16 protein-coding genes and 1 tRNA gene are annotated in these 20258 nt (G+C 38.3%); 5 read left to right on the forward strand and 12 right to left on the reverse strand.

The window, feature by feature from the left end:
• Positions 1–112: 112 nt before the first annotated feature.
• The 5 genes from mnmE to HZR84_14030 all read right to left on the reverse strand — a co-directional run bounded on the left by mnmE (position 113) and on the right by HZR84_14030 (position 4717).
• Positions 113–1483: a tRNA uridine-5-carboxymethylaminomethyl(34) synthesis GTPase MnmE gene (mnmE, locus tag HZR84_14010; protein ID QNL23009.1), complete on the reverse strand. Its 1371-nt coding sequence runs from the start codon at positions 1481–1483 to the stop codon at positions 113–115.
• Positions 1484–1990 carry a DUF255 domain-containing protein gene (locus tag HZR84_14015; GenBank protein QNL23010.1) on the reverse strand — a complete coding sequence of 169 codons (507 nt, stop codon included), beginning with the start codon at positions 1988–1990 and terminating at the stop codon, positions 1484–1486.
• Between the two features lie 69 nt (positions 1991–2059).
• Positions 2060–2959 (reverse strand): metal ABC transporter permease, encoded by a 900-nt coding sequence (locus HZR84_14020; GenBank protein QNL23011.1) that lies wholly within the window; start codon positions 2957–2959, stop codon positions 2060–2062.
• Positions 2959–4248, reverse strand: a complete 1290-nt coding sequence (locus HZR84_14025; protein ID QNL23012.1) for a metal ABC transporter permease — start codon at positions 4246–4248, stop codon at positions 2959–2961. Before HZR84_14025 ends, HZR84_14020 begins: the two co-directional genes overlap by 1 nt.
• Positions 4249–4351: 103 nt before the next feature.
• On the reverse strand, positions 4352–4717 hold the full coding sequence (locus tag HZR84_14030) for a hypothetical protein (protein QNL23013.1): 366 nt from the start codon (positions 4715–4717) through the stop codon (positions 4352–4354).
• 317 nt (positions 4718–5034) lie between these two features.
• Between HZR84_14030 and HZR84_14035 the strand changes: the two genes are divergently transcribed.
• Positions 5035–5118 (forward strand) — tRNA-Leu (locus HZR84_14035).
• Positions 5119–5176: 58 nt separating this feature from the next.
• On the opposite strand, the gene HZR84_14040 is transcribed toward HZR84_14035, so the two are convergent.
• Together HZR84_14040 and HZR84_14045 are read right to left on the reverse strand one after the other, a co-directional pair.
• Positions 5177–5545, reverse strand: coding sequence for a four helix bundle protein (locus HZR84_14040; protein QNL23014.1), 369 nt, complete (start codon positions 5543–5545; stop codon positions 5177–5179).
• Positions 5546–5677: 132 nt separating this feature from the next.
• The gene (locus tag HZR84_14045) at positions 5678–8098 is read right to left on the reverse strand and encodes a TonB-dependent receptor (GenBank protein ID QNL23015.1); all 2421 of its coding nucleotides are present in this window, start codon (positions 8096–8098) and stop codon (positions 5678–5680) included.
• A 100-nt stretch (positions 8099–8198) separates the two neighbouring features.
• Between HZR84_14045 and HZR84_14050 the strand changes: the two genes are divergently transcribed.
• From HZR84_14050 to HZR84_14065, 4 genes are all read left to right on the forward strand, one after another.
• Complete coding sequence (locus HZR84_14050) at positions 8199–9113, forward strand: hypothetical protein (GenBank protein QNL23016.1); 915 nt, start codon at positions 8199–8201, stop codon at positions 9111–9113.
• A gap of 1 nt (position 9114) precedes the next feature.
• A complete protein-coding gene (locus tag HZR84_14055) occupies positions 9115–9576 on the forward strand; it encodes a DinB family protein (protein ID QNL23017.1) in 462 nt (153 codons plus the stop codon).
• A gap of 31 nt (positions 9577–9607) precedes the next feature.
• Entirely contained in the window at positions 9608–11815 is a 2208-nt protein-coding gene (locus tag HZR84_14060) for a gliding motility-associated C-terminal domain-containing protein (GenBank protein QNL23018.1), read from the forward strand.
• Positions 11816–11897: 82 nt separating this feature from the next.
• Positions 11898–15182, forward strand: a complete 3285-nt coding sequence (locus tag HZR84_14065) for a glycosyl hydrolase (protein QNL23019.1) — start codon at positions 11898–11900, stop codon at positions 15180–15182.
• Between the two features lie 108 nt (positions 15183–15290).
• Here the strand turns inward: HZR84_14065 and HZR84_14070 are convergent, their stop codons facing one another.
• The 5 genes from HZR84_14070 to HZR84_14090 all read right to left on the reverse strand — a co-directional run bounded on the left by HZR84_14070 (position 15291) and on the right by HZR84_14090 (position 20200).
• Complete coding sequence (locus tag HZR84_14070) at positions 15291–16388, reverse strand: MBL fold metallo-hydrolase (GenBank protein QNL23020.1); 1098 nt, start codon at positions 16386–16388, stop codon at positions 15291–15293.
• A 92-nt stretch (positions 16389–16480) separates the two neighbouring features.
• On the reverse strand, positions 16481–16984 hold the full coding sequence (locus HZR84_14075; protein ID QNL23021.1) for a CIA30 family protein: 504 nt from the start codon (positions 16982–16984) through the stop codon (positions 16481–16483).
• A 41-nt stretch (positions 16985–17025) separates the two neighbouring features.
• On the reverse strand, positions 17026–17973 hold the full coding sequence (locus HZR84_14080) for a transketolase family protein (GenBank protein QNL23022.1): 948 nt from the start codon (positions 17971–17973) through the stop codon (positions 17026–17028).
• The gene (locus tag HZR84_14085; protein ID QNL23023.1) at positions 17973–19337 is read right to left on the reverse strand and encodes a VWA domain-containing protein; all 1365 of its coding nucleotides are present in this window, start codon (positions 19335–19337) and stop codon (positions 17973–17975) included. The genes HZR84_14080 and HZR84_14085 overlap by 1 nt, the downstream gene beginning before the upstream one ends.
• The gene (locus HZR84_14090) at positions 19337–20200 is read right to left on the reverse strand and encodes a transketolase (protein QNL23024.1); all 864 of its coding nucleotides are present in this window, start codon (positions 20198–20200) and stop codon (positions 19337–19339) included. The genes HZR84_14085 and HZR84_14090 overlap by 1 nt, the downstream gene beginning before the upstream one ends.
• Positions 20201–20258 lie beyond the last annotated feature (58 nt).

Consider the following 20258-nt stretch of genomic DNA (forward strand, 5'->3'; position numbering starts at 1 on the left):
TTACAATTCCAAGAATTCCCTTCGCTCATTTTGGAATGACGAATCAGATGGGAGGCACTCCCTGCTTTCGCTATAGCTTCAGCAGACAAACGTGCTGTTAACTGTTTATTCTTTATTTTCCGATACAGAATTTCGAGAAGATGTTCTCGAGCAAATCATCGGTCGTGATCTCCCCCGTGATTTCCCCTAAATGGTGAAGAGCATAACGGATGTCTTGAGCTATGAGGTCGGTGGCGACTTGCGAACTGAGAGATTCTAAAACTTCATCCAGTGATTTTTGGCATTTTAATAAGCTTTCATAATGTCTAGCATTGGTTATCGTGCTGGTGTCACCACTCAGGCCTTCAAGTGCTGCCTTCGTTAATAGGTCGGTGAATAATTTTAAATTTTCCTGTCCTTTGGCTGAAATAAAAAGGATGTCTTCTTCTTTCCCGGTCCAACCGGAATGCAAACCCAAATCCGATTTATTGCCAATGGGGAAGAGGGCTTCGCAATGTGAATGAAGGGGTTTTAATTCTTTTTCGAGTTCCCCGGGCCCGGTTTCCATTGCATCAAAAAGATAAATGCCGATTTTGGCCTTTTCCAATTGTTCAATGCTTCGCTTTACACCGGCGGCTTCAATGATATCCTGCGTGTCGCGCAATCCTGCTGTATCAATCAATCTGAATTTGATGCCATCCAATACAAAATGGTCTTCGATATAATCCCTTGTGGTACCGGCGATTTCGGTGACTATGGCTTTCTCTTCTTTCAAAAGCGCATTCATCAAAGTTGATTTCCCGGCATTGGGCTTTCCAACAATGGCCACCGGAATTCCCTCCTTTAATACACTTCCGAATTTGAATGACTGAATCAATTCTGTAACGACCATTCTAATATTTTCTACCAGTGCTTTGAGTTTTTCACGGTCGGCAAATTCAACATCTTCTTCCGAGAAATCCAGCTCCAGTTCTATTAAAGAAGCAAAATGAATGAGTTCCTCTCTGAGCTTTTTGATTTCCTGAGAAAAGCCTCCACGCATTTGATTGATGGCATTTTTATGCTCGGCTTCCGATTCTGAGGCAATCAAATCTGCAACTGCTTCTGCTTGTGCCAGATCAAATCGACCATTTAAAAATGCTCTTTGCGTGAATTCTCCTGCTTTGGCAAAACGAGCCCCATTTTCAATTAAAAGTCTTATGACACGGTCTACAATATAAGGCGAGCCATGGGTGGAAATTTCAGCAATATCTTCCATGGTGTAGGAGCGGGGCGCTTTAAAAACAGAAACCAAAACCTCATCGATTTCCTCAGCGCCATCCATTATTCTGCCATAATAAATACGGTGCGATTTGGCTTTCTCCAGGTCTTTGCCTTGAAAAATTCTATTGAGAATGCGAAAGGAATCCTTTCCACTGAGCCTTATAAGCGCAATAGCCCCGACACCTTTTGGGCTTGCCGGGGCTACAATACAATCTTTTTGTTCGGGTATATTGGAACTCAATTAATTGGCGCTTTGATATTGTTTTTGGAATTCCGGCCAGGCCGTCGTCTGGTGATGATTGCCTCCGAAATAGGCCAGAATCATTTCAAGACTTTCCGCTTTTTGATAACCGGGCACTGCCTGAATGACAGAAAGGTCTTCATTTAGGTAAACGGTAGTAGGATAACCGGTGGCTTTATACGATCGCGCCAATTGCCGATAGGTCATTTCCTTGCCATTCTGTACAAATTTCTCATCGCTTTCAGCATCGAGCTTTACGGCGTAATAATCTTCCTTGAGAATATTGATGACTTTTTCATTCTGAAAAGTGGTCTGGTCCATTCTTTTACACCATCCACACCAATCGGTGTAAACATCGACAAAAACTTTTTTTGGTTCCTTTTTTGAAGCTTCCAAAACTTGCTCATAGCTCATCCATTTTATGCCTGATTTTGGATTCGGACTGCTTACAAAGGCGCTCTGTGCAATCCATAAAAGTGGGATTATTAGCAGTAATGACTTTTTCATGATCTGTTTTTTTGCAAAGTACGTATATCCTTTAACGAAAATTGTCGCTTTTGTTGCGAAATTACTCTATTAATTGGCTTTCTGACTCAAAAGTTCCTTTTCTAAATAATTGCTATTCTTCACATTGCTTTTTCTCACAATGAGGTGAATTATGAATACCAATATGAATTGTATTCCGAGAACGCTGGAAATGGCTCCCGCTATTGAACCGTCTATCCAATAGGCCAGATAATAGCCCAAAACGGATGCACTTAGTCCAAAGACTGCTGCAAGGAGCAGCATTTGTTTTAATTGTCTGGAAATCAAATAAGCACTGGCTGCAGGGGCCACAATAAATGCCACAACCAATATCGCACCCACTGACTCGAAGGAAGCTACTGTTGTAAAGGAGACAAGACTCATTAAAACATAATGCCAGACCCAGGAGGACATGCCGATGGCAAATGCATATTCGGTATCAAATGTTGTGAGGTAAAATTCCTTGTAAAAAATGCCTATGACCAGAATATTGATCATTAAGACAATAAACATCAGCCAAAATGTATGCGGGCCTATATCATAACCAAGAAGTGTATATGTCTTTTCCAGGGGAACATAGGCAATTTCCCCATAAAGCACACATTCCTGATCCAGATCAACCTGCCCAGCCAAGGCAGAGACGAGAATTACGCCAAGCGCAAACAACCAGGTAAAGGTTACGCCAATGGAAGCATCACTTTGCACTCCGGCTTTTTTGTGAAAAAATTCTATCAGGAAAGTGGTAAAAACGCCGATTATTCCTGCTCCCAAAAGCATTATGCTATTATCTCTGCTCCCGTAAATAAGAAAGGCAATGACTATTCCGGGTAAAACGGCATGAGAAATGGCATCGCCAAGCATGGCCATTTTCCGAAGTATCAGCCAAACGCCCAAAAAGCTACAGCTCAATGCTACGAGGGATGCGGTCGCTATGATCCAAAAACTATCCATCAGTTGGTATAAGGGATTTTACTTTGATGAGGATCCAATTCCGGAAAACCCAGTTTGTTCATAATACTTTTTTCCAATTCTAGCGTAATGACATGCTCAATGGTTTCCGCATCTTCATGTACATGATCGGGAGCAATTTTCAGGTATTCTGTCAAATACAATTCCCAAAGCCGATGCAGGCGGACTACTCTTTGACCTTTACTTAATCCAATTTTGGTTAGATACCAGTGCCCGTTTCTGAAAACCAAAAATCCTTGATTTTTTAATCTGGAAAGCCCTTTAATTAGCACAGCTTTTTTCCATGGGCGGCGCCTATTCAAATCCTCAATACTTCTTCCCTTCTGTGCCTCAGCTCCGGATTCACCAAGGAGATAAAAAGTTTTCAATATGTTTTCTTCAAGAATTTTTAACTGATTCTGCCGTTTTCGCCACCATTTGTTGATGATGCCTTTGCCGGGGGCAATAAAAAAAGACAGCATAGCAATAAGGGAAATAACCACAACAATCCATGGCCCCGTAGGCATGGCAGGTGCCATAAAAGAAATTACAGCTCCTGCAAAACTGGAAAGAGAAGCAAATACGGCTGCCAGAATCAACATATAAAAAAGCCTGTCGGTCCAAAATTTAGCCGCCGCAGCAGGTGTGATTAACATGGCTGCCATCAGGACTACACCTATGGCCTGAATTCCCGCTACAATGGCGAGCACAGTTAAGGTGCTTAATATAAATTCCATCAATTTAAGAGGCAAGCCTATGGTTCTGGCGTATTGCCGGTCAAAAGTCATGAGTTTAAATTCTTTATAAAATATAAAGACTGTAATCACAAGCAGAATGGATAGCGCCGAAAAAGTGATGAGGTCTTTGCCGATGAGAGAGGCGGCATTGCCAAATAAAAAGTTGTTGAGCCCCGATTGATTGGGATTGCCCGAATGCTGAATAGCCACCAGAAGCATAATGCCAAATCCAAAAAAGACAGAAAGCACGAGTCCAATGGCCGTATCTTCTTTTATGCGCGAATTATTGGTTATAAAATCAATGGATAGTATTGAAATCCATCCGGAGATAAAAGCACCGATAATAATCCATAGTGGATCTTTATTACCCGAAATTATAAAGGCCAGACAGATCCCAGGCAAAACTGAATGCGCCACAGCATCGCCGATTAGGGATTTTTTTTTCAGAAAGGTAAAAGTGCCCACCAATGCTGAAGATATGCTCAAGAGCACCGTTCCGGCTGTCACCAACCAGAAATTTGGGTTGTCGAGAATAAAAGATGGGAGTCCATCCATGCTGCAAATTTAGATTAATCTAAATTTAAATTCAAATAAGTATAAAAAAATCCCGAGCTAAAATTCAACTCGGGATTAAACCATGATGTACTGTGATGAACCATTAGTTGAGTACAAAATAGAAATTGTCGCGAATGGCTACTTTGCCATCTGCTATTACTGTTGTCTCCATTATTTTGTCATTGCAATACACGGAGATATAGTATTCTCCCACTCGTGTTTCTGAAAGATCATAAGTTTTGCTTGCAAATCCATTAGCACCGGAGAGTTTATCTGAAAAAACAATATCCCCATCTTTATTCGTGATTTCCACTTTCATCTGATCAGAATTGCAGACTTCCGCTTTTACACTGATAAGATCTTCGGTTAACTGTTGAATAATGGCCTGACTGGCTTTTGTTTCAGCCAATGTAATACTTCCTGTAAGTGCCAGTAAAAAGATGATTAAGTTTAATTTGATCGCTTTCATGATTTTATTGTTTAATGTTGATTCAAAAGTAGAACCGCGCCATATAATAAAGAATCAAATAAGGGTGGACCCAATTATTGGGAATGTGAAATGCAATTAGTCTAGGGTGAAATGTTGGTGAATTATTTAAAGACAGATGATTTCCATTAAATTCTGTCTCAAAACACAAATCTATCTGTGCAAGGTTGGTCTATCCCCTCACTTTCTTGCACTTGATACGGGATTTGAGGTCTTACTAATTCATGCGATCCCACAATAAATGCGGGAATAATAGTCGTATTATTGAGATTGTGTTTAGATTTGCAACCCATTCTTTCGCGCACGTGGTGGAATTGGTAGACACGCTAGCTTGAGGGGCTAGTGGGAGCAATCTCGTGGAGGTTCGAGTCCTCTCGTGCGCACTTCATTAATTACGAGTTATAAATTAAGAATTACGAATTCAGGGATTGTCACAGTTTTTTAATTTTGAATATTTAAACTGGCCTTTAAAGTTTTTTGGATGCTACCTAGTATTTTTAATACTTCCTCAATTCTTATTAATAGATTTTCAGCACCCTTTGCATTAAGATATTCCGAAACCAATAATAATCTAATCCAATATTTGGTTTCTCTCGCTTCCTTGTAAGAAATTGAAATCTTATTTAAAAAGTCTTTTTTTGATTGCGCACCGACAGATTCTTCAACATTGGCACCAACTGAAGTACCACACCTTAGAAGTTGTTTGCTTAATACATATTCTTTCTTGGATTCTGATAAAAATTTATAAGCTTTTATTATTTCAATAGCTAATTCAAAGCTTTTATCTAAAATTAAATTATTGCCTTTCATCTTTCTAATTTAAATTTTAGAAATGAACCTTAAATTGCTTTTGTGTGAATTTAATTAAATCGGTTGTAGAAATATATTTTTATTTCGTAAGCCGTAATTCGTAATCCGTAATCCGTAATCCGTAATCTTATCTTAAAAGCTGACAGCGAGTGATCCAATAAAATTCCTCCCCGCTGCGGCAATACCGGAAGAGTAGGGGCGATAACGTTGATCTGTTATATTTTCTATACCGAATCTTATGGTAGTATGATCGCTGACATGATAGCCGGTTTTTAAATTTAAAGTAAACCAGGATGGTGAAAATGGTCTTCCCAGGGCATCTTTTGTATATAGGTTTTCTTTAGCTCTTTCTGTTACAGCCAGGTCATTGTAAACAATTTCCCCATTGTAAATTAATGAAACGAGGGCCTCAAATTTTGCGCGCTTTAAATTGATTTGTGCCGCCCCAAATTCCGGTGCAACATGTCTCATACTGGAAGTACTTCCATCATCCAGTTCTTCCCTGCCTTTTTGCCAATTGTATTTTAGCTCTAGCGTCAGCCATGAGGTAAAATTAATATCCATTCCAATCTGAAATCCATATACATAGGCAGAAGCAGCATTTTGAATGGACTGAACTCTGCTCAATTCACCCTGAAAAAGCAAGCTGTCCTGTCCGTTAAACACATAATCCCTTCTTACCATCGCATTTTCCAAAAGCGTATAAAAAGCATTGGCTTTAAAGAAGAATGCGTCTTCAAAGTATTTTCTGAATCCAATATCTGCGCTATAGGCGTACTCAGATTTCAAGTCCGGGTTGGGCACCAATACCGCTCCGGGTTCGGAATCAAAGACCTTAGCGATATCATCGATATTCGGGGCGCGAAATCCCGAACTTAAGTTGAGTGTAAGAATCAGGTCTTCTTCAAGTTTATAGTTCAAACCCGCACTTCCCGTAATTGCAGAAGTATTGAGATTTATAGTTCTAACCGGAACCAGAAAATTGGCAGAGTCAAAATCAGCATTCAACACAATTTGATTAAATCGCAATCCTCCGTGTAAAATAAGATTGTCCATAATTTCAGATTTTACGCTGAGGTAGGCACCGGCCGACAACCAATTAGAACCATCCGTATACCTTGTGCTATTTGTAATGCTGCTGCTGTCATTTGGGTCCTTTCGATAGATTGAAGCTTCGGAAGTAATCGAATTGTAAAGCATTTCGAGGCCATAGAAAAATTCATTATTCGCATCGGCTTGTTTTTTGAAATCCAGGTTGGCCGAATAGGCATTGACTGCTTCTGCATTTACGGTACCAATTCCCGAGCGAAACCTTCTTGTTTCACGACTCTCTTCAAAACGCTGAAAAGCCAATATGGCTCTAAAATCATCGTAAAAGGTGGTTTTTTTATTGAAATTGGCAGTCAGGCTATGAAGCATCCAATTTTGCGGGCCATAATCCCAACGGGCATAAACCAGCGTATCGTTTTCATCTCTTTGCGTGAGACGGTCATAACGCGGTATATCACTTGTTCCGGAATATTGGAAGGCATAGGTTAAATCCATTTTTTCATTTGGCTTAAATCCAAATTTTTGCATGAGATTGTATTGGCTATAGCCCGTTCCAAACTGTATTTCCGGATTGTTATTTTCTATAATTCGATCTTCGGCAAAACTTTCCTGTATATAGTCATTTCTCAAATAAAAATCGGGACCTCTTGAGCCCATTTCAAGATCTCCAAACCTTGAAAAGCTAAAACTCGTAGCTGAAGCAAAGGTTTTACTTCCCATCCTGAAGTCCAGATGTGCTGTGTTTTCATTGGATGCGGAAGAATAGCGAATAAGGCTGTTGGCATCTTTAAACGCGGACGTATCCTTAGAATAGAGAGGCTGAATGGTATGAAAATTCATGACCCCGCCTATGGCATCGCTGCCAAAAAGTGTAGAACCGGGCCCAAAAATAACTTCGGCTTGTGAAATGTTAAAAGGATCAATATTGATGATGTTTTGAAGATTACCACTTCTGAAAATGGCATTGTTCATTCTGATACCATCAACGGCAATTAAAACCCTGTTGGCAGCAAAACCCCTTATCATTGGGCTTCCGCCACCCTGTTGACTTTTTTGTATATAAACCTCCCCGGATAAGCCTACAATATCAGCACTGGTTTGAGGGTTTTGAATGGCAATTTTTCGCTGTGGAATACCTGTGACCTTCATCGAAACATCGCTTGCATTTTCCTGCCATCGCGATGCAGAAACGACTATTTCCTCCAAAGCTAAATGCTTTGCCTTCATTTCAATTTTAAAATCTAAAGAATCCAGACTGTCATAGGATAAATGCAAATCCTTATAGCCCACAAAATGTATAATTATACTGTCGGCACCCGTAATAGAGGAAATATCCACTCTGCCTTTTGCATCGGAATAGCCAATAAACTCGAATTGAGGAGCGATTACGCTTACATATTCCAGGGCCTGTTTGTCAAAAGCGTCTCTGATTTTAAGCGTTTGAGCAAATGACTCAAATGCATATACAGTAGTAAATATAAATAAGAGTATTCTGTATTTCATAGATACAGCATTTGCTATAGGAAAGAATATTTATTTCTGAGTAAATTTAGACACCATCAAAGATAGACAGCATTTTAATTAAAGCGAATAGATTTAAATAATGAATAATCCTGCTGGTTCCAAGAAGAATATTTATTTACTTACAGAAGAACGATACCTTAAACCTAAGGTGATAAATAACTACACAAATAATATTATACAGGAAGATGAAATACTGATTAAGGCCCTTCAATATCATGGGATTAGTGCTGAAAGACGCATTTGGTCTGAAACTAAAACTGACTGGCAAAAAGCAAATTATTTAATGTTCAGAACCACCTGGGATTATTTCGAACGCTTTAATGAATTTCAAAATTGGTTAAACCAGATAGAAAATACTGTTCCGACTATAAACAGTATTAAAACAGTTAAATGGAACCTTGATAAAAAGTATCTTCTTGAACTGTCAAAAAAGGGAGTGAGAATTTCGGAAAGTGAACTTTTAAATGTTGGGGCGAAAGTAAATTTGAGGACTTTACTAAAAGAAAAAAAATGGGAAAAGGCAATTATCAAGCCATGTGTTTCGGGAGCTGCTCGCGAAACATATGTAGTAAATAATCAAAACAGTGATCAACTGTCTTCTCATGTTTCAGAGCTTTTAAAAAATGAAGCTTTTCTGTTTCAGAAATTTGAAGAAAGGGTCTTGACAAAAGGAGAGGTTTCTTTAATGTATTTTGGAGGGAAGTTTACACATGCAATATTAAAAATGGCCAAAGCAGGAGATTTTCGGGTACAGGATGACTTCGGTGGATCTTTGCATGAGTACACAGCAAATAAAAATGAAATCAACTTTGGAGAAAATGTGCTTTCGGTATTAGATGTAATTCCGGATTACGCACGAGTGGACATTTTATGGAATGAAGAAAATGACCCTGTATTATCGGAATTGGAATTGATAGAACCAGAATTGTGGTTTAGATTTAATCCCGATTCGGCAATGGTATTTGCAAGGCTATTAAAAAATAAATATTTCTGAAATGATATTTGATTACCGGTTTTACATTATAAAGCAAACGAGAGAGAATTTCGAGAAACTGATTCGTTCCCTGTCAAATGAAGAATTGAACAAGATTCCCGAGGGCTTTAGCAATAATATAATCTGGAATTTTGGGCATGCCATCGCGACCCAACAATTGCTGACTTATGGTTTATCATCTTTGCCATTAATTGTTGATGAGGAATATCTAAATGAATTTAGAAAAGGAAGCCGTCCGGTTAAAACCTACAATGAAGAGAACGTGAAATCCATTTTGGAAATTTCAAAAATCACATTAGAATCAGTAGAAAGGGATTTTAAGGAAGATCGCTTTATGTATTTCAAGAATTATATAACGAGTTATGGAGTAGAACTCAAAAGTGTCGATGATGCCTTGAGTTTTCTTCCTGTTCACGAAGGGCTTCATCTGGGTTATGCCATGGCAATCCGAAAATCCCTATAAAAAATCGCCTACTCTTTGTTAATTTTGCGAGGTGAGAAAATTGCTATTTAGCCTCTTTTTATTATCCATTTTTGATTCTTATGGGCAGGTCAATCTCAATGATAGTCTCATTATTCATTATCCTTTTAATGGAAATGCAATTGATATAAGTGGTAATAATTTGAATGGCACCAATATTGGCGTAGTTCCAACCGTTGATCGATTTGGAAATGCTAATTCCGCAATGCAATTCAATGGATCAAATGCATATATTTCGGTAGGCGATATTATTGACATTCCCACTGAAACTGCAATATCAATAACCGGATGGTTTAAGCCGGAGACTGTGATTCCTTCAATAAATAGATATGCGGGGGTGAGTTTTGGGAAAAAAACTACCGGAGAATTGGCACTTCGATACACTTCTGAGTCATTAAAAAATTTCAATGCTGTTCTGGCAGATGGCAGTAATATAAGTTCTTCCGGCAATAATACAGGTGCATCTACCACTTTTAATCAGTACGACCAATGGGTTTATATTTCAGCTACTTTTCAAAATGGCCAGGTTAGAATATATGAAAATGGCGAGTTTAAAAATGCCAACAGTGGGAATAACGGAATTGGTGGCTCACTTCAATCGATTCCAATAAATGCAGTTTTGCGAATTGGTCAGGCTTTTAATACCAATGACGCAATAAGATATTATCATGGTGCTATGGATGATTTGAGAATATACAATCGCAGGTTAAATGATTGTGAGATCAAGCTTTTGTACGATCCAAATTATGATCTTAGTTCATTTTCAGAATCATCCCTTTGCTTAAACGAAAGTATATTACTTCAAAAGCCAGGATATAATTCCTACAAATGGTATTCACAAGATACTTTGTTGTCAACTTCTTCGACCTTTATTTTTAATCATGAAAAACAAAGCCCCATTGTATTAAAAGGAACAGATAAATATGGCTGCCTTCATTTGGATACATTTAAAATTAATATTGGAGGCCGTGAAAGTGAGTTTTTCTATCTGGGAAAATGTAAAGAAGATTCATTTCTCTTGATTCAGCCAGATACACTTACCAATGTTAATTGGTATAAAAATGGAACTCTTTTTGCTTCAAACACCGATTCCTTGATTTTAACAGATACTGTATCTACCCTAATTGTTTTGGAAGGATTGGATGGTTTAGGTTGTTTAATTCGTGATACATTTGTTATTTCTTCACTTAATCCAAAGAGTGAAATTGACGATTATGAAAAATTGATTTGCCACAGTACAAAAGATTCTAGGTTTTATAATATTGTTGGTAATGGATTCAGTCGATTTAATTGGTCAATTACAGGAGGAGAAATCATAGAAAATGATGGACTTAGTGTAGTAATAAATTGGGAAGATATTGATCAGGCAAGTCTAAAAGTGGTAGAGATAAGTCCCAATGGTTGCATAAGTGATACACTGGAATTTGAATTTGAAAAAGATATAACATCTATAAGTTTTGATCTTATAACTTTTTCTGAAGATTTTGCCTCACTAGAAATGAAGGGAAGTTCTGATTTCAATGAAGAGTTAAAAAATATACACTTACTGAATTCTAAATTCGATACTTCATCTTTTTTTGATACAAAATCTTTTGAGTTTTTAACAGACACTGCATTAGTTAAAGTAGAGGAGTCATTTCAATTTAATTTACTGGACAAGTGTGAAAATAGTATAAGTTCCGATAGTGTTAAGCCTATTCTCATTTCATTGGAAATTGATGATGAAAATAATCTAATCGAATTGAGTTGGGAAAATTTATCCATTTGGGAAAATAATGAAATTAGTAATGAGGTTTATGAGCTTAATTCGAATTTAGATGAAGATTTAATTGCAAGAATTGGATATGACAACAATATATCTGTTTTATTCTCAAAAAAGGATTTCAAAAGATGTTTTTATATTGAATCCAGAAATACCTCATTTGATTTAATAAGCAGGTCAAATATTAAATGCATTGAATTAGAAGGAGAATTATTCATTCCAAATATCATCACGCCTAATGGAGATGCTTATAACGATTGCCTGGTAATACCCAATCTGGATTATTTTACTTCTAATAAATTCATCATATACAATCGATATGGAATTGAGGTTTACAGATCTTTAAATTATAAGAATGAATGGTGCGCTGAAAATCTTCCTTCTGGTCAATATTTTTACCACCTTATATTAAACAACTACATGCTTAATTACAAAGGGTTTATTGAAGTTTTAAAGTGAAAAGATCTGGTTTAAACTGTATGATTCCATTTGTTATTCTCAATATGGAAGAGCTAATTTGTAGCTTCTAAACTATGATGTCATGTTGAAAAGACCTTTCTTATCGATTTTCCTTGTACTATGTATAATTGGATTCGCATTTGCACAGAAAAAAAAGAGCAGCGAAGAAAAACCCAAATACGATGCTTCAGTATTCAGCGGTTTAAAACTCAGAAGCATAGGGCCGGCTTTGACTTCGGGTAGAATTTCAGACATTGCTGTTAATCCCAATGATTACTCTGAATATTATCTGGCCATTGCTTCAGGCGGTGTTTGGAAAACGAGTAATTCAGGTACTACATTCGATCCAATCTTCGATGCTCAGGGTTCGTATTCAATTGGATGCGTCACCATAGCACCGAGTAATTCCAATGTAATATGGGTAGGAAGTGGTGAAAACAATAACCAGCGTTCAGTCGCCTATGGCGATGGTGTATATAAATCCACCGATGGGGGGAAATCATGGAAAAATATGGGTTTGAAAAATTCCGAACATATCGGCATGATCACAATTCATCCAGAATATGAAAATATAGTATATGTGGCTGCTTATGGACCATTGTGGAGTCCTGGAGGTGACAGGGGAATTTATAAAAGTACAGATGGCGGTGAAAATTGGGAGAAAATTCTCGCTGTTTCTGAGCATACCGGATTTAATGAAATTCACATGGACCCCAGAGATCCACAGCTTTTATATGCAACTGCGCATCAACGAAGACGGCACGTTTGGACTTATATCGACGGTGGCCCTGAAACGGCGATTTATAAAAGCACAGATGGAGGAGACAATTGGAAAAAACTAGAAAATGGCATCCCAAATAATGACCTGGGTAGAATAGGTATGGACATTTCACCTGCTAATCCAGACGTTGTTTATGCAATTATCAAAGCCACAGAAAATGGAGGTTTTTATAAAAGCACCGACAGGGGAGAAAGTTGGTCTAAAATGTCGGACTGGCAAACCAGTGGGAATTACTATCAGGAAATCGTATGTGATCCCAATGATGTTGATTTGGTTTATTCATTGGATACCTGGTTGCATCATACCGAAGACGGGGGTAAAACTTTTCAAAGAACAGGCGAAAAAAGCAAACATGTTGATAATCATTGTATATGGATTAATCCCAACGATACAGATCATTGGCGTGTCGGTTGTGACGGCGGTCTTTATGAAACCTGGAATGCAGCCGGTGACTGGCATTATAAACCAAATCTTCCGATTACACAGTTTTACAAAGTGGCTGTAGATAACTCAGAACCGTTTTATTATGTCTATGGAGGAACACAGGATAACAATACCCAAGGCGGGCCTTCACGAACGACCAATATTCACGGAATCAGAAATTCAGATTGGTTTATAACCAATGGTGGCGACGGTTTTGAACCTCAAATCGACCCTGAAAACCCAAATATCGTATATGGACAGGCCCAATATGGAAGTTTGAACCGTTTCGACCGTTCCAGTGGTGAAACGACTTATATCAAACCACAACCCGGTAAAGATGAAGATGCCTATCGATGGAACTGGGATGCACCTTTATTAATCAGTCCACATAACAATAAACGCTTGTATTTTGGTGCCAACGTCTTATTCAGAAGTGATGATAGGGGAGACAACTGGAAAGTCATAAGTCCTGATCTTACACGAGAATTGGATCGCAACAAGCTCAAGGTAATGGGAAGAGTATGGGGCGTGGACGCTGTAATGAAGAATAAATCGACTTCAATTTACGGCAACCTTGTGGCTCTGGATGAATCGCCTTTGAAAGAGGGATTGCTTTACGTTGGTAGTGATGATGGATTGATTCACATCAGTCAGGATGGGGGCAATAATTGGACAAAAGTAGAAACTTTTCCGGGAGTACCTGCAAGAACCTATGTCAATATGTTAATTGCCTCATCACACAATGAAAATGTAGTTTATGCGGCTTTCAATAATCACAAAAATGGAGACTTTAAACCATATCTGTTAAAAAGTTCAGATAAAGGGAAATCCTGGAGATCGATCGCAGGCAATTTGCCTGAAAGGGGTTCGGTTTATGCCATCGCTGAAGACCATGTCAACAAGGATCTCTTATTTGCCGGTACAGAATTCGGTTTGTTTTTTACCAACGACGGGGGAGCCAACTGGACTCAATTAAAAAGTGGATTGCCAACCATAGCCATTCGCGACATAGCAATTCAGAAAAGAGAGAATGATCTTGCATTGGCAAGTTTTGGGAGAAGCTTTTACATTTTGGACGATTATACACCATTGAGAACAGTCAGCAGCGAATTGCTCAACAAAGAGGCTCATATTTTTCCGATTAAAGAAGCACTGCTTTACGAAGAAAGCAATCCAATGGGAGGAAGAGGAAAATCTTCTCAAGGTGAATCCTTGTTTACCGCCGATAACCCGCCCTTTGGAGCCATATTCACTTATTATTTAAAGGATAAAACGCAAACCATAGAAGAAAAACGAAAAGAAAAAGAAAAAGAGATCAAGAAAAATAACGGGGATGTTTATTACCCCGATCTTGAGGATTTGCGGAAAGAAGACAGGGAAGAAAAGCCCTATTTATTATTTGTGATTCGCGATATGGATGGTAATCCGGTTCGAAAACTAGAGCAAAGTCCTTCTAAAGGCATCAACAGGCTGGCATGGAATTTAAGATATGCTCCTACAGAACCGATAAAGCTCAGCAGTCCCGAACCGGGCCGTTACAGCTATCCCGCTGAAGGACAATATGTATTACCCGGAAAATATACGGTTGAAATACATCAGAGTATAAACGGTAATATCACAAAAATTCATGATGCAGTCGAGTTTTCTATAAAGCCTTTAAACAATCAAACTTTATTGGCTAAAGACCGAAGTGCTGTTCTGGCATTCCAAAACGATGTGGCTGAATTTAGCCGATCTGTTGATGGAAGCAACAAGCTTTTGGATGAAAGTGAAAACCGTCTCAAGTACATCAAAAAAGCGATTCAGGTTTACCACAGTACGCCGGTAGAATGGATGCCAGAAGTAAAATCAATTGAAGACAAATTATACGATGTAAACCTTGCTTTAAATGGTGACAGGACACTTTCAAGCAGAGAGTTTGAAACAAAACCCGGAATCAATGGGAGAGTCGGTTTTGCTTATTATAATACCTGGTACAATACCACAGAACCAACGGGCACTGCTAGAGAGCAATTAAAGATTGCAAAAGAGCTTTACCCTCCGGTAAAAGCTAAATTGGATGAAGCTGTTAAGGCAATTAAGGATCTCGAAAATAAGATGGATGAAAAGAAAGTGCCTTATACACCGGGAAGAGATGAAAACTGGAAAGAGGAAATGAGGTAACAGATGATAGATAAGAGATGTAAGATGAGAGAAGTCAGATGTCAGATGAGAGTTAAGAGATGAATTAAATTGGAGCCTGTGCTAATGTGCAGGCTTTTTTATTTGATATTATTCTATTTCTGTCCACCATTGTCTAAAGGTTTGAGAAGAATCATTAAGTTTTACTATTTCACCAATGATCGGTGTGATCAATTGAAAACCATAGTCCTTATTGTATTCAGACACTTTAACTAATGGCTCATCCCATGAATGATTGGCCAACACAAATTTTGAAGAATGCACGGGAAACAGTCTTTTCGAATTTAAATCCTCGGTAGCCATTAATACCTCATGGGGTAAATTGTGAATGTATTTCCAGGCCGAATCGTATTGACCATTTTCAATTATTGCGACATCAATAGGACCGAATTTTTCACCTATCTCTTTATAGTGCTTATCATAGCCGCTATCACCCCCGATATAGATTTTTAAAGAAGGTGTTTTTAATACGTAGGACATCCATAGAGATTTATTTCTGCTTAATCCTCTGCCGGAAAAATGCCTTGCTGGTGTTGTATAAATGTCAGTACTGTCATTCAGTTTTATATGTTCATTCCAGTCTTTCTCAATAATCTTTCCAAGATCAAAACCCCAATGTTCCAAATGCGCCCCAACCCCTAATCCGCATATTACTTTTTGGGCTTTGTCCTTTAAATTTTTGAGCGTTTTGTAATCCACATGATCGTAATGGTCGTGGGAGATGATCAAATAATCAATTTGAGGTAAATCATCAACGGTATATATGTCAGTGCCATCAAATGAGCTTGCAGAACCAGGTATGGGCGAGGCATTGCCACTAAATACCGGATCAACCAAATACTTTATGCCATCTATTTGCATGAAATAGGATGAGTGGCCAAACCAAATAAGAACATTCGATTCTAAAGGCAGTCGCTTGAGGTCGGTTTTAATTGATGGGATTTTCTGCTTTGGTTTTTTTCGATTAGATCCCTTAAAGAGGAATTCATAAGTCACTGAAGCATAATTATGGCCCTCCGCTAAATCGGGTGTTGGGCTTAAATTTTGAAATGAACCATTTTTATAATTCGGGGAATTTTTAATGATGTTCAATCGCTCACCGCTTGGTAGTTTGCCAAAAGTGTCTTTCTTCATGTAGAAAAACGCAATCACTACAATAAGCAAAATCAAAAAAATCAATGTTAACATAAGCCATTTAAATAGTTTAAAAATTGATTGCATTTATTTCAGTAGAATTATTAAATAAATAAGTAATGCTTAAAATTAAGTCTAAACACCTGTTATTCTATCCAGATTTTATCAATAAGAATTTCAAAATCCTGCTCTTTGGCATTGGCAATTAGTATTGAGATCTCTTCTAAATTGTCAGCTTCATAATTGGGAAGATCCGGTTTTCTACCCCGATAAGTAGGTTCCATACTGTTAAGCCGGATTTTTATGGTTTCCCATTTGGAACTAGTTTTAAATTCGCTTTTATAGGAATGTTCTTCATTGCTACTTCGCTTTAAACGAAACTGGAATTTGCTTCCATCGCCTTTACATAAAATCTTTACGAATTTCTTTCCCTCTATGCTAAGTGGATCAAAGCGATAGCGCACGGAAGCAAAACCCCCATTGTTTTCAAGTGAAACATGTCCTGAAAACCTGGCATGTCCATCTTCAGTCAATTCTATCTGACTCCTGGATTGCCCACCCATGACCACATCGTTGACGATGTTCCATTTACTAAGGTCTGTATTTAAATTAAAATCAATGATCAGAATAAGAATAGTTAAAGCCTGCATTAGCGATTAACAGAAATTTAAATGCTTCGTTTGAAAATTGACTATTGCAAGAGAGATTTGGCCTTTCCATAGATGTCCGTAGAATCCAGATTATATTTTTTCATCAACTCTGCTGGTTTCCCGGATTCACCAAATGAATCCTGTACGGCAACCATATCCATTTTACAAGGAAATTTTCTGGAAAGGAGAGAAGCTATACTTTCTCCCAGTCCTCCGTTTTGCTGATGTTCTTCCGCTGTTAGTACAAGATTGGTTTTCTTAGCTGAATTAAGAATAATTTCCTCATCCAATGGTTTGATGGTATGAATATTTATCAATTCTACTGAAAAGCCCTCGGATTCAAGTTTTTCGGCAGCTTGAATGGAATCCCAAACCAAATGTCCTGTTGCAATAATCGTTAAATCTTTCCCTTCATTGAGTAGAATACCCTTACCAATTTTAAAATCGGCATTTTCAGGCGTGAAGTTGGCAACTTTTGGTCTTCCAAAACGCAAATAAACTGGCCCATGATGATCTGCAATTGCAATAGTAGCCAGTTTTGTTTGGTTATAATCGCATGGATTAATTACGGTCATGTTTGGAAGCATTTTCATCATTCCCAAATCTTCGAGCATTTGATGGGTGGCCCCGTCTTCACCAAGGGTCAGGCCGGCATGCGAAGCACAGATTTTTACATTTTTATCGGAATAGGCAACGGACTGTCTAATCTGATCATACACTCTTCCTGTTGAAAAATTAGCGAATGTTCCGGTAAAAGGAATTTTGCCTCCAATGGCCAAACCCGCCGCCATGCCAATCATATTGGCTTCAGAAATACCGGCCTGAAAAAAACGATCCGGATGATTTGCCTGAAATTCATTCATTTTTAATGAACCGGTAAGGTCCGCGCATAAGGCGACAATGTCTTTATTAGTTTTACCCAATTCGGTCAACCCCGCTCCGAAGCCGGAACGCGTGTCCTTATCGCCTGTTGAAACATATTTTTTCATCAATATAATCTGATTTGTGTGGCACCCTGAGGTGTGATTTTAAAGGTTTTTGTAACTGAAAATTTCTGACTGATTGCATTTTCAGGTCTGAAGACCAATTTGTAAACACCCGGTTGCAAATTATAACTTCCCTGGCGATCAATATCCATGACCCATTCTTCGCTGCCATCGCGGCTCATTTCATAAATGGCGCCAAAGCCCTTACCTCCGTCAATGATCGTAAGAATTCCCGGTGCTGCAATATTTAAAGTCTTGATTTTTTTATTTTGAATGGACACATTACTGAATTTCACATGAGGCGTTGTCAGTACTTCCACATCGTACTTTCCGATTAAATACCGTTCTTCTTTTTTTACATCTTGAATATTCAATATTTCTGAACTCCCTGCTTTCTTGACGAGAGCCTTCAGATTTTTATAGGCATTGAAACCTTTAAAATTTATTTTAAGATTTCCGGTTGGTGCCTTAACCTGAATGATATTCTCTTTTCCGCCGATAATATTTATATCTTTTTTAATAACGGGTGGGATGGTTTCAATTCTAAGGTCATAGCTCAAAACAGGATCAATGTCTATGGCTTCCGCCTGACCATTCTTTAAAAGATGAACGAATTGCTTGGTAGGAGTTTGAATGAAATTATTAATAAAGCTTACGGGCAAATTAGTTTCCGTAGGTCGATTGGATTGATCCAGAATTTCCACCTTGACAGAAGTAGGTAAAATGCTTTGATCTATGGCTGTATGTAGTATTTTTTTGAATTTGTCGGGATCCTGCGCATTTAAAAATTTACCCAGACAGGCAAAATCCTTGGTATAGTCTTCGGCAATGCCTATTCCAATTATAAATGGTTTTAGAAATATATTTTTTCTCTGCAGCATCAGTGAGATAGCACAAGGATCGCCTTCACAGGATTCAATACCGTCTGTTATAATGATGATAATATTTCTCGAGTTGGGGTCATTTGGAAAATCATTTCCGCATTGCTCAAGAGAAAATGCCAGCGGAGTCGTGCCTTTTGGTTTTACCCTTATCAATTTTTCTTTGATTGTTTTTGAATTATCGGCAGCAAAAGGTGCTTCAAGTCTTGTATCTCTGCAATTTTGCTCGGCTTTGGGGTATTGATGGCCATACACTCTCAAGGCGGTTTCCAATCTTGGTTTGCCATCGAGTTCTGTAACCATTTCGCCTAAAACCCTTTTGGCAATATCGATGCGATATTCGCCCTGCCATCTGGCGAGCATTGAACCCGAGGCATCCAGTAAAAATAGTATTCTGGTAGTTTTAGGAGGCTCTTCTTGTATTCTTTGTCCGAAATTATCGGTAAAAGCAAAAAATATTACCAGAAGAAAAGCTATAAGCCTCATTAATAATCGCCTAAGGTCTCATTTAATTGTGATAGAGCAATGTCCATTTGTTTATCATTTGGTGCGACGCCGTGCCATTTATGAGTTCCCATCATAAAATCAACGCCCTGGCCCATTTCTGTTTTCATCATAACCACCACAGGTTTTCCTTTTCCGGATAAATCCTGAGCTTTTTTAATACCATTCAGTAATTCTTCGATATCGTTACCATTACAAGTGATTACTTCCCAGGCAAAGGATTTGTATTTTTCATCCAGATCGGTCAGCCCCATTATATCATTGACATCCCCATCGATCTGACGGTTGTTCCAGTCTATAAAGGCGATAAGATTATCCAGTTTATTATGGGCCGCAAACATAACAGCTTCCCATATTTGGCCTTCCTGCTGTTCCCCATCTCCCATTAGGGTATAAACATAGTGTTTATCTCCATTCAGCTTTTTTGAAAGCGCGGCTCCAACGGAAACCGACAATCCCTGACCCAGAGAACCCGAAGCAATTCTGATGCCCGGCAAACCTTCTTCAGTAGCAGGATGACCCTGCAATCGGGAATTGATTTTTCGAAATGTAGCTAACTCACTTTTTGAGAAATAAGCTGTACAATGAGCCATTGTGCTGTACCAGACCGGTGAAATATGTCCATTGGATAAAAAGAACATGTCTTCTCCTTTGCCATCCATATTGAATGACTCTTTGTTATAATTCATCACAGAACTGTACATAACCGCAAAAAAATCAGCACAGCCAAGTGATCCACCCGGATGACCCGATTGTGCGCCATGCGTCATTCTTATTATGTCTCTTCTAATTTGGGAAGCAAGGTCCTGTATTTGAGTAATTTCTTCTTTGCTCTTTGGGTTCATCGAACAAAGCTAAAAAAATATAGTTTCCATGATTTTATAAATACAAGTTTAATTTCGA

The organism is Hyphobacterium sp. CCMP332, from assembly GCA_014323545.1.
GTDB lineage: Bacteria > Bacteroidota > Bacteroidia > Cytophagales > CCMP332 > CCMP332.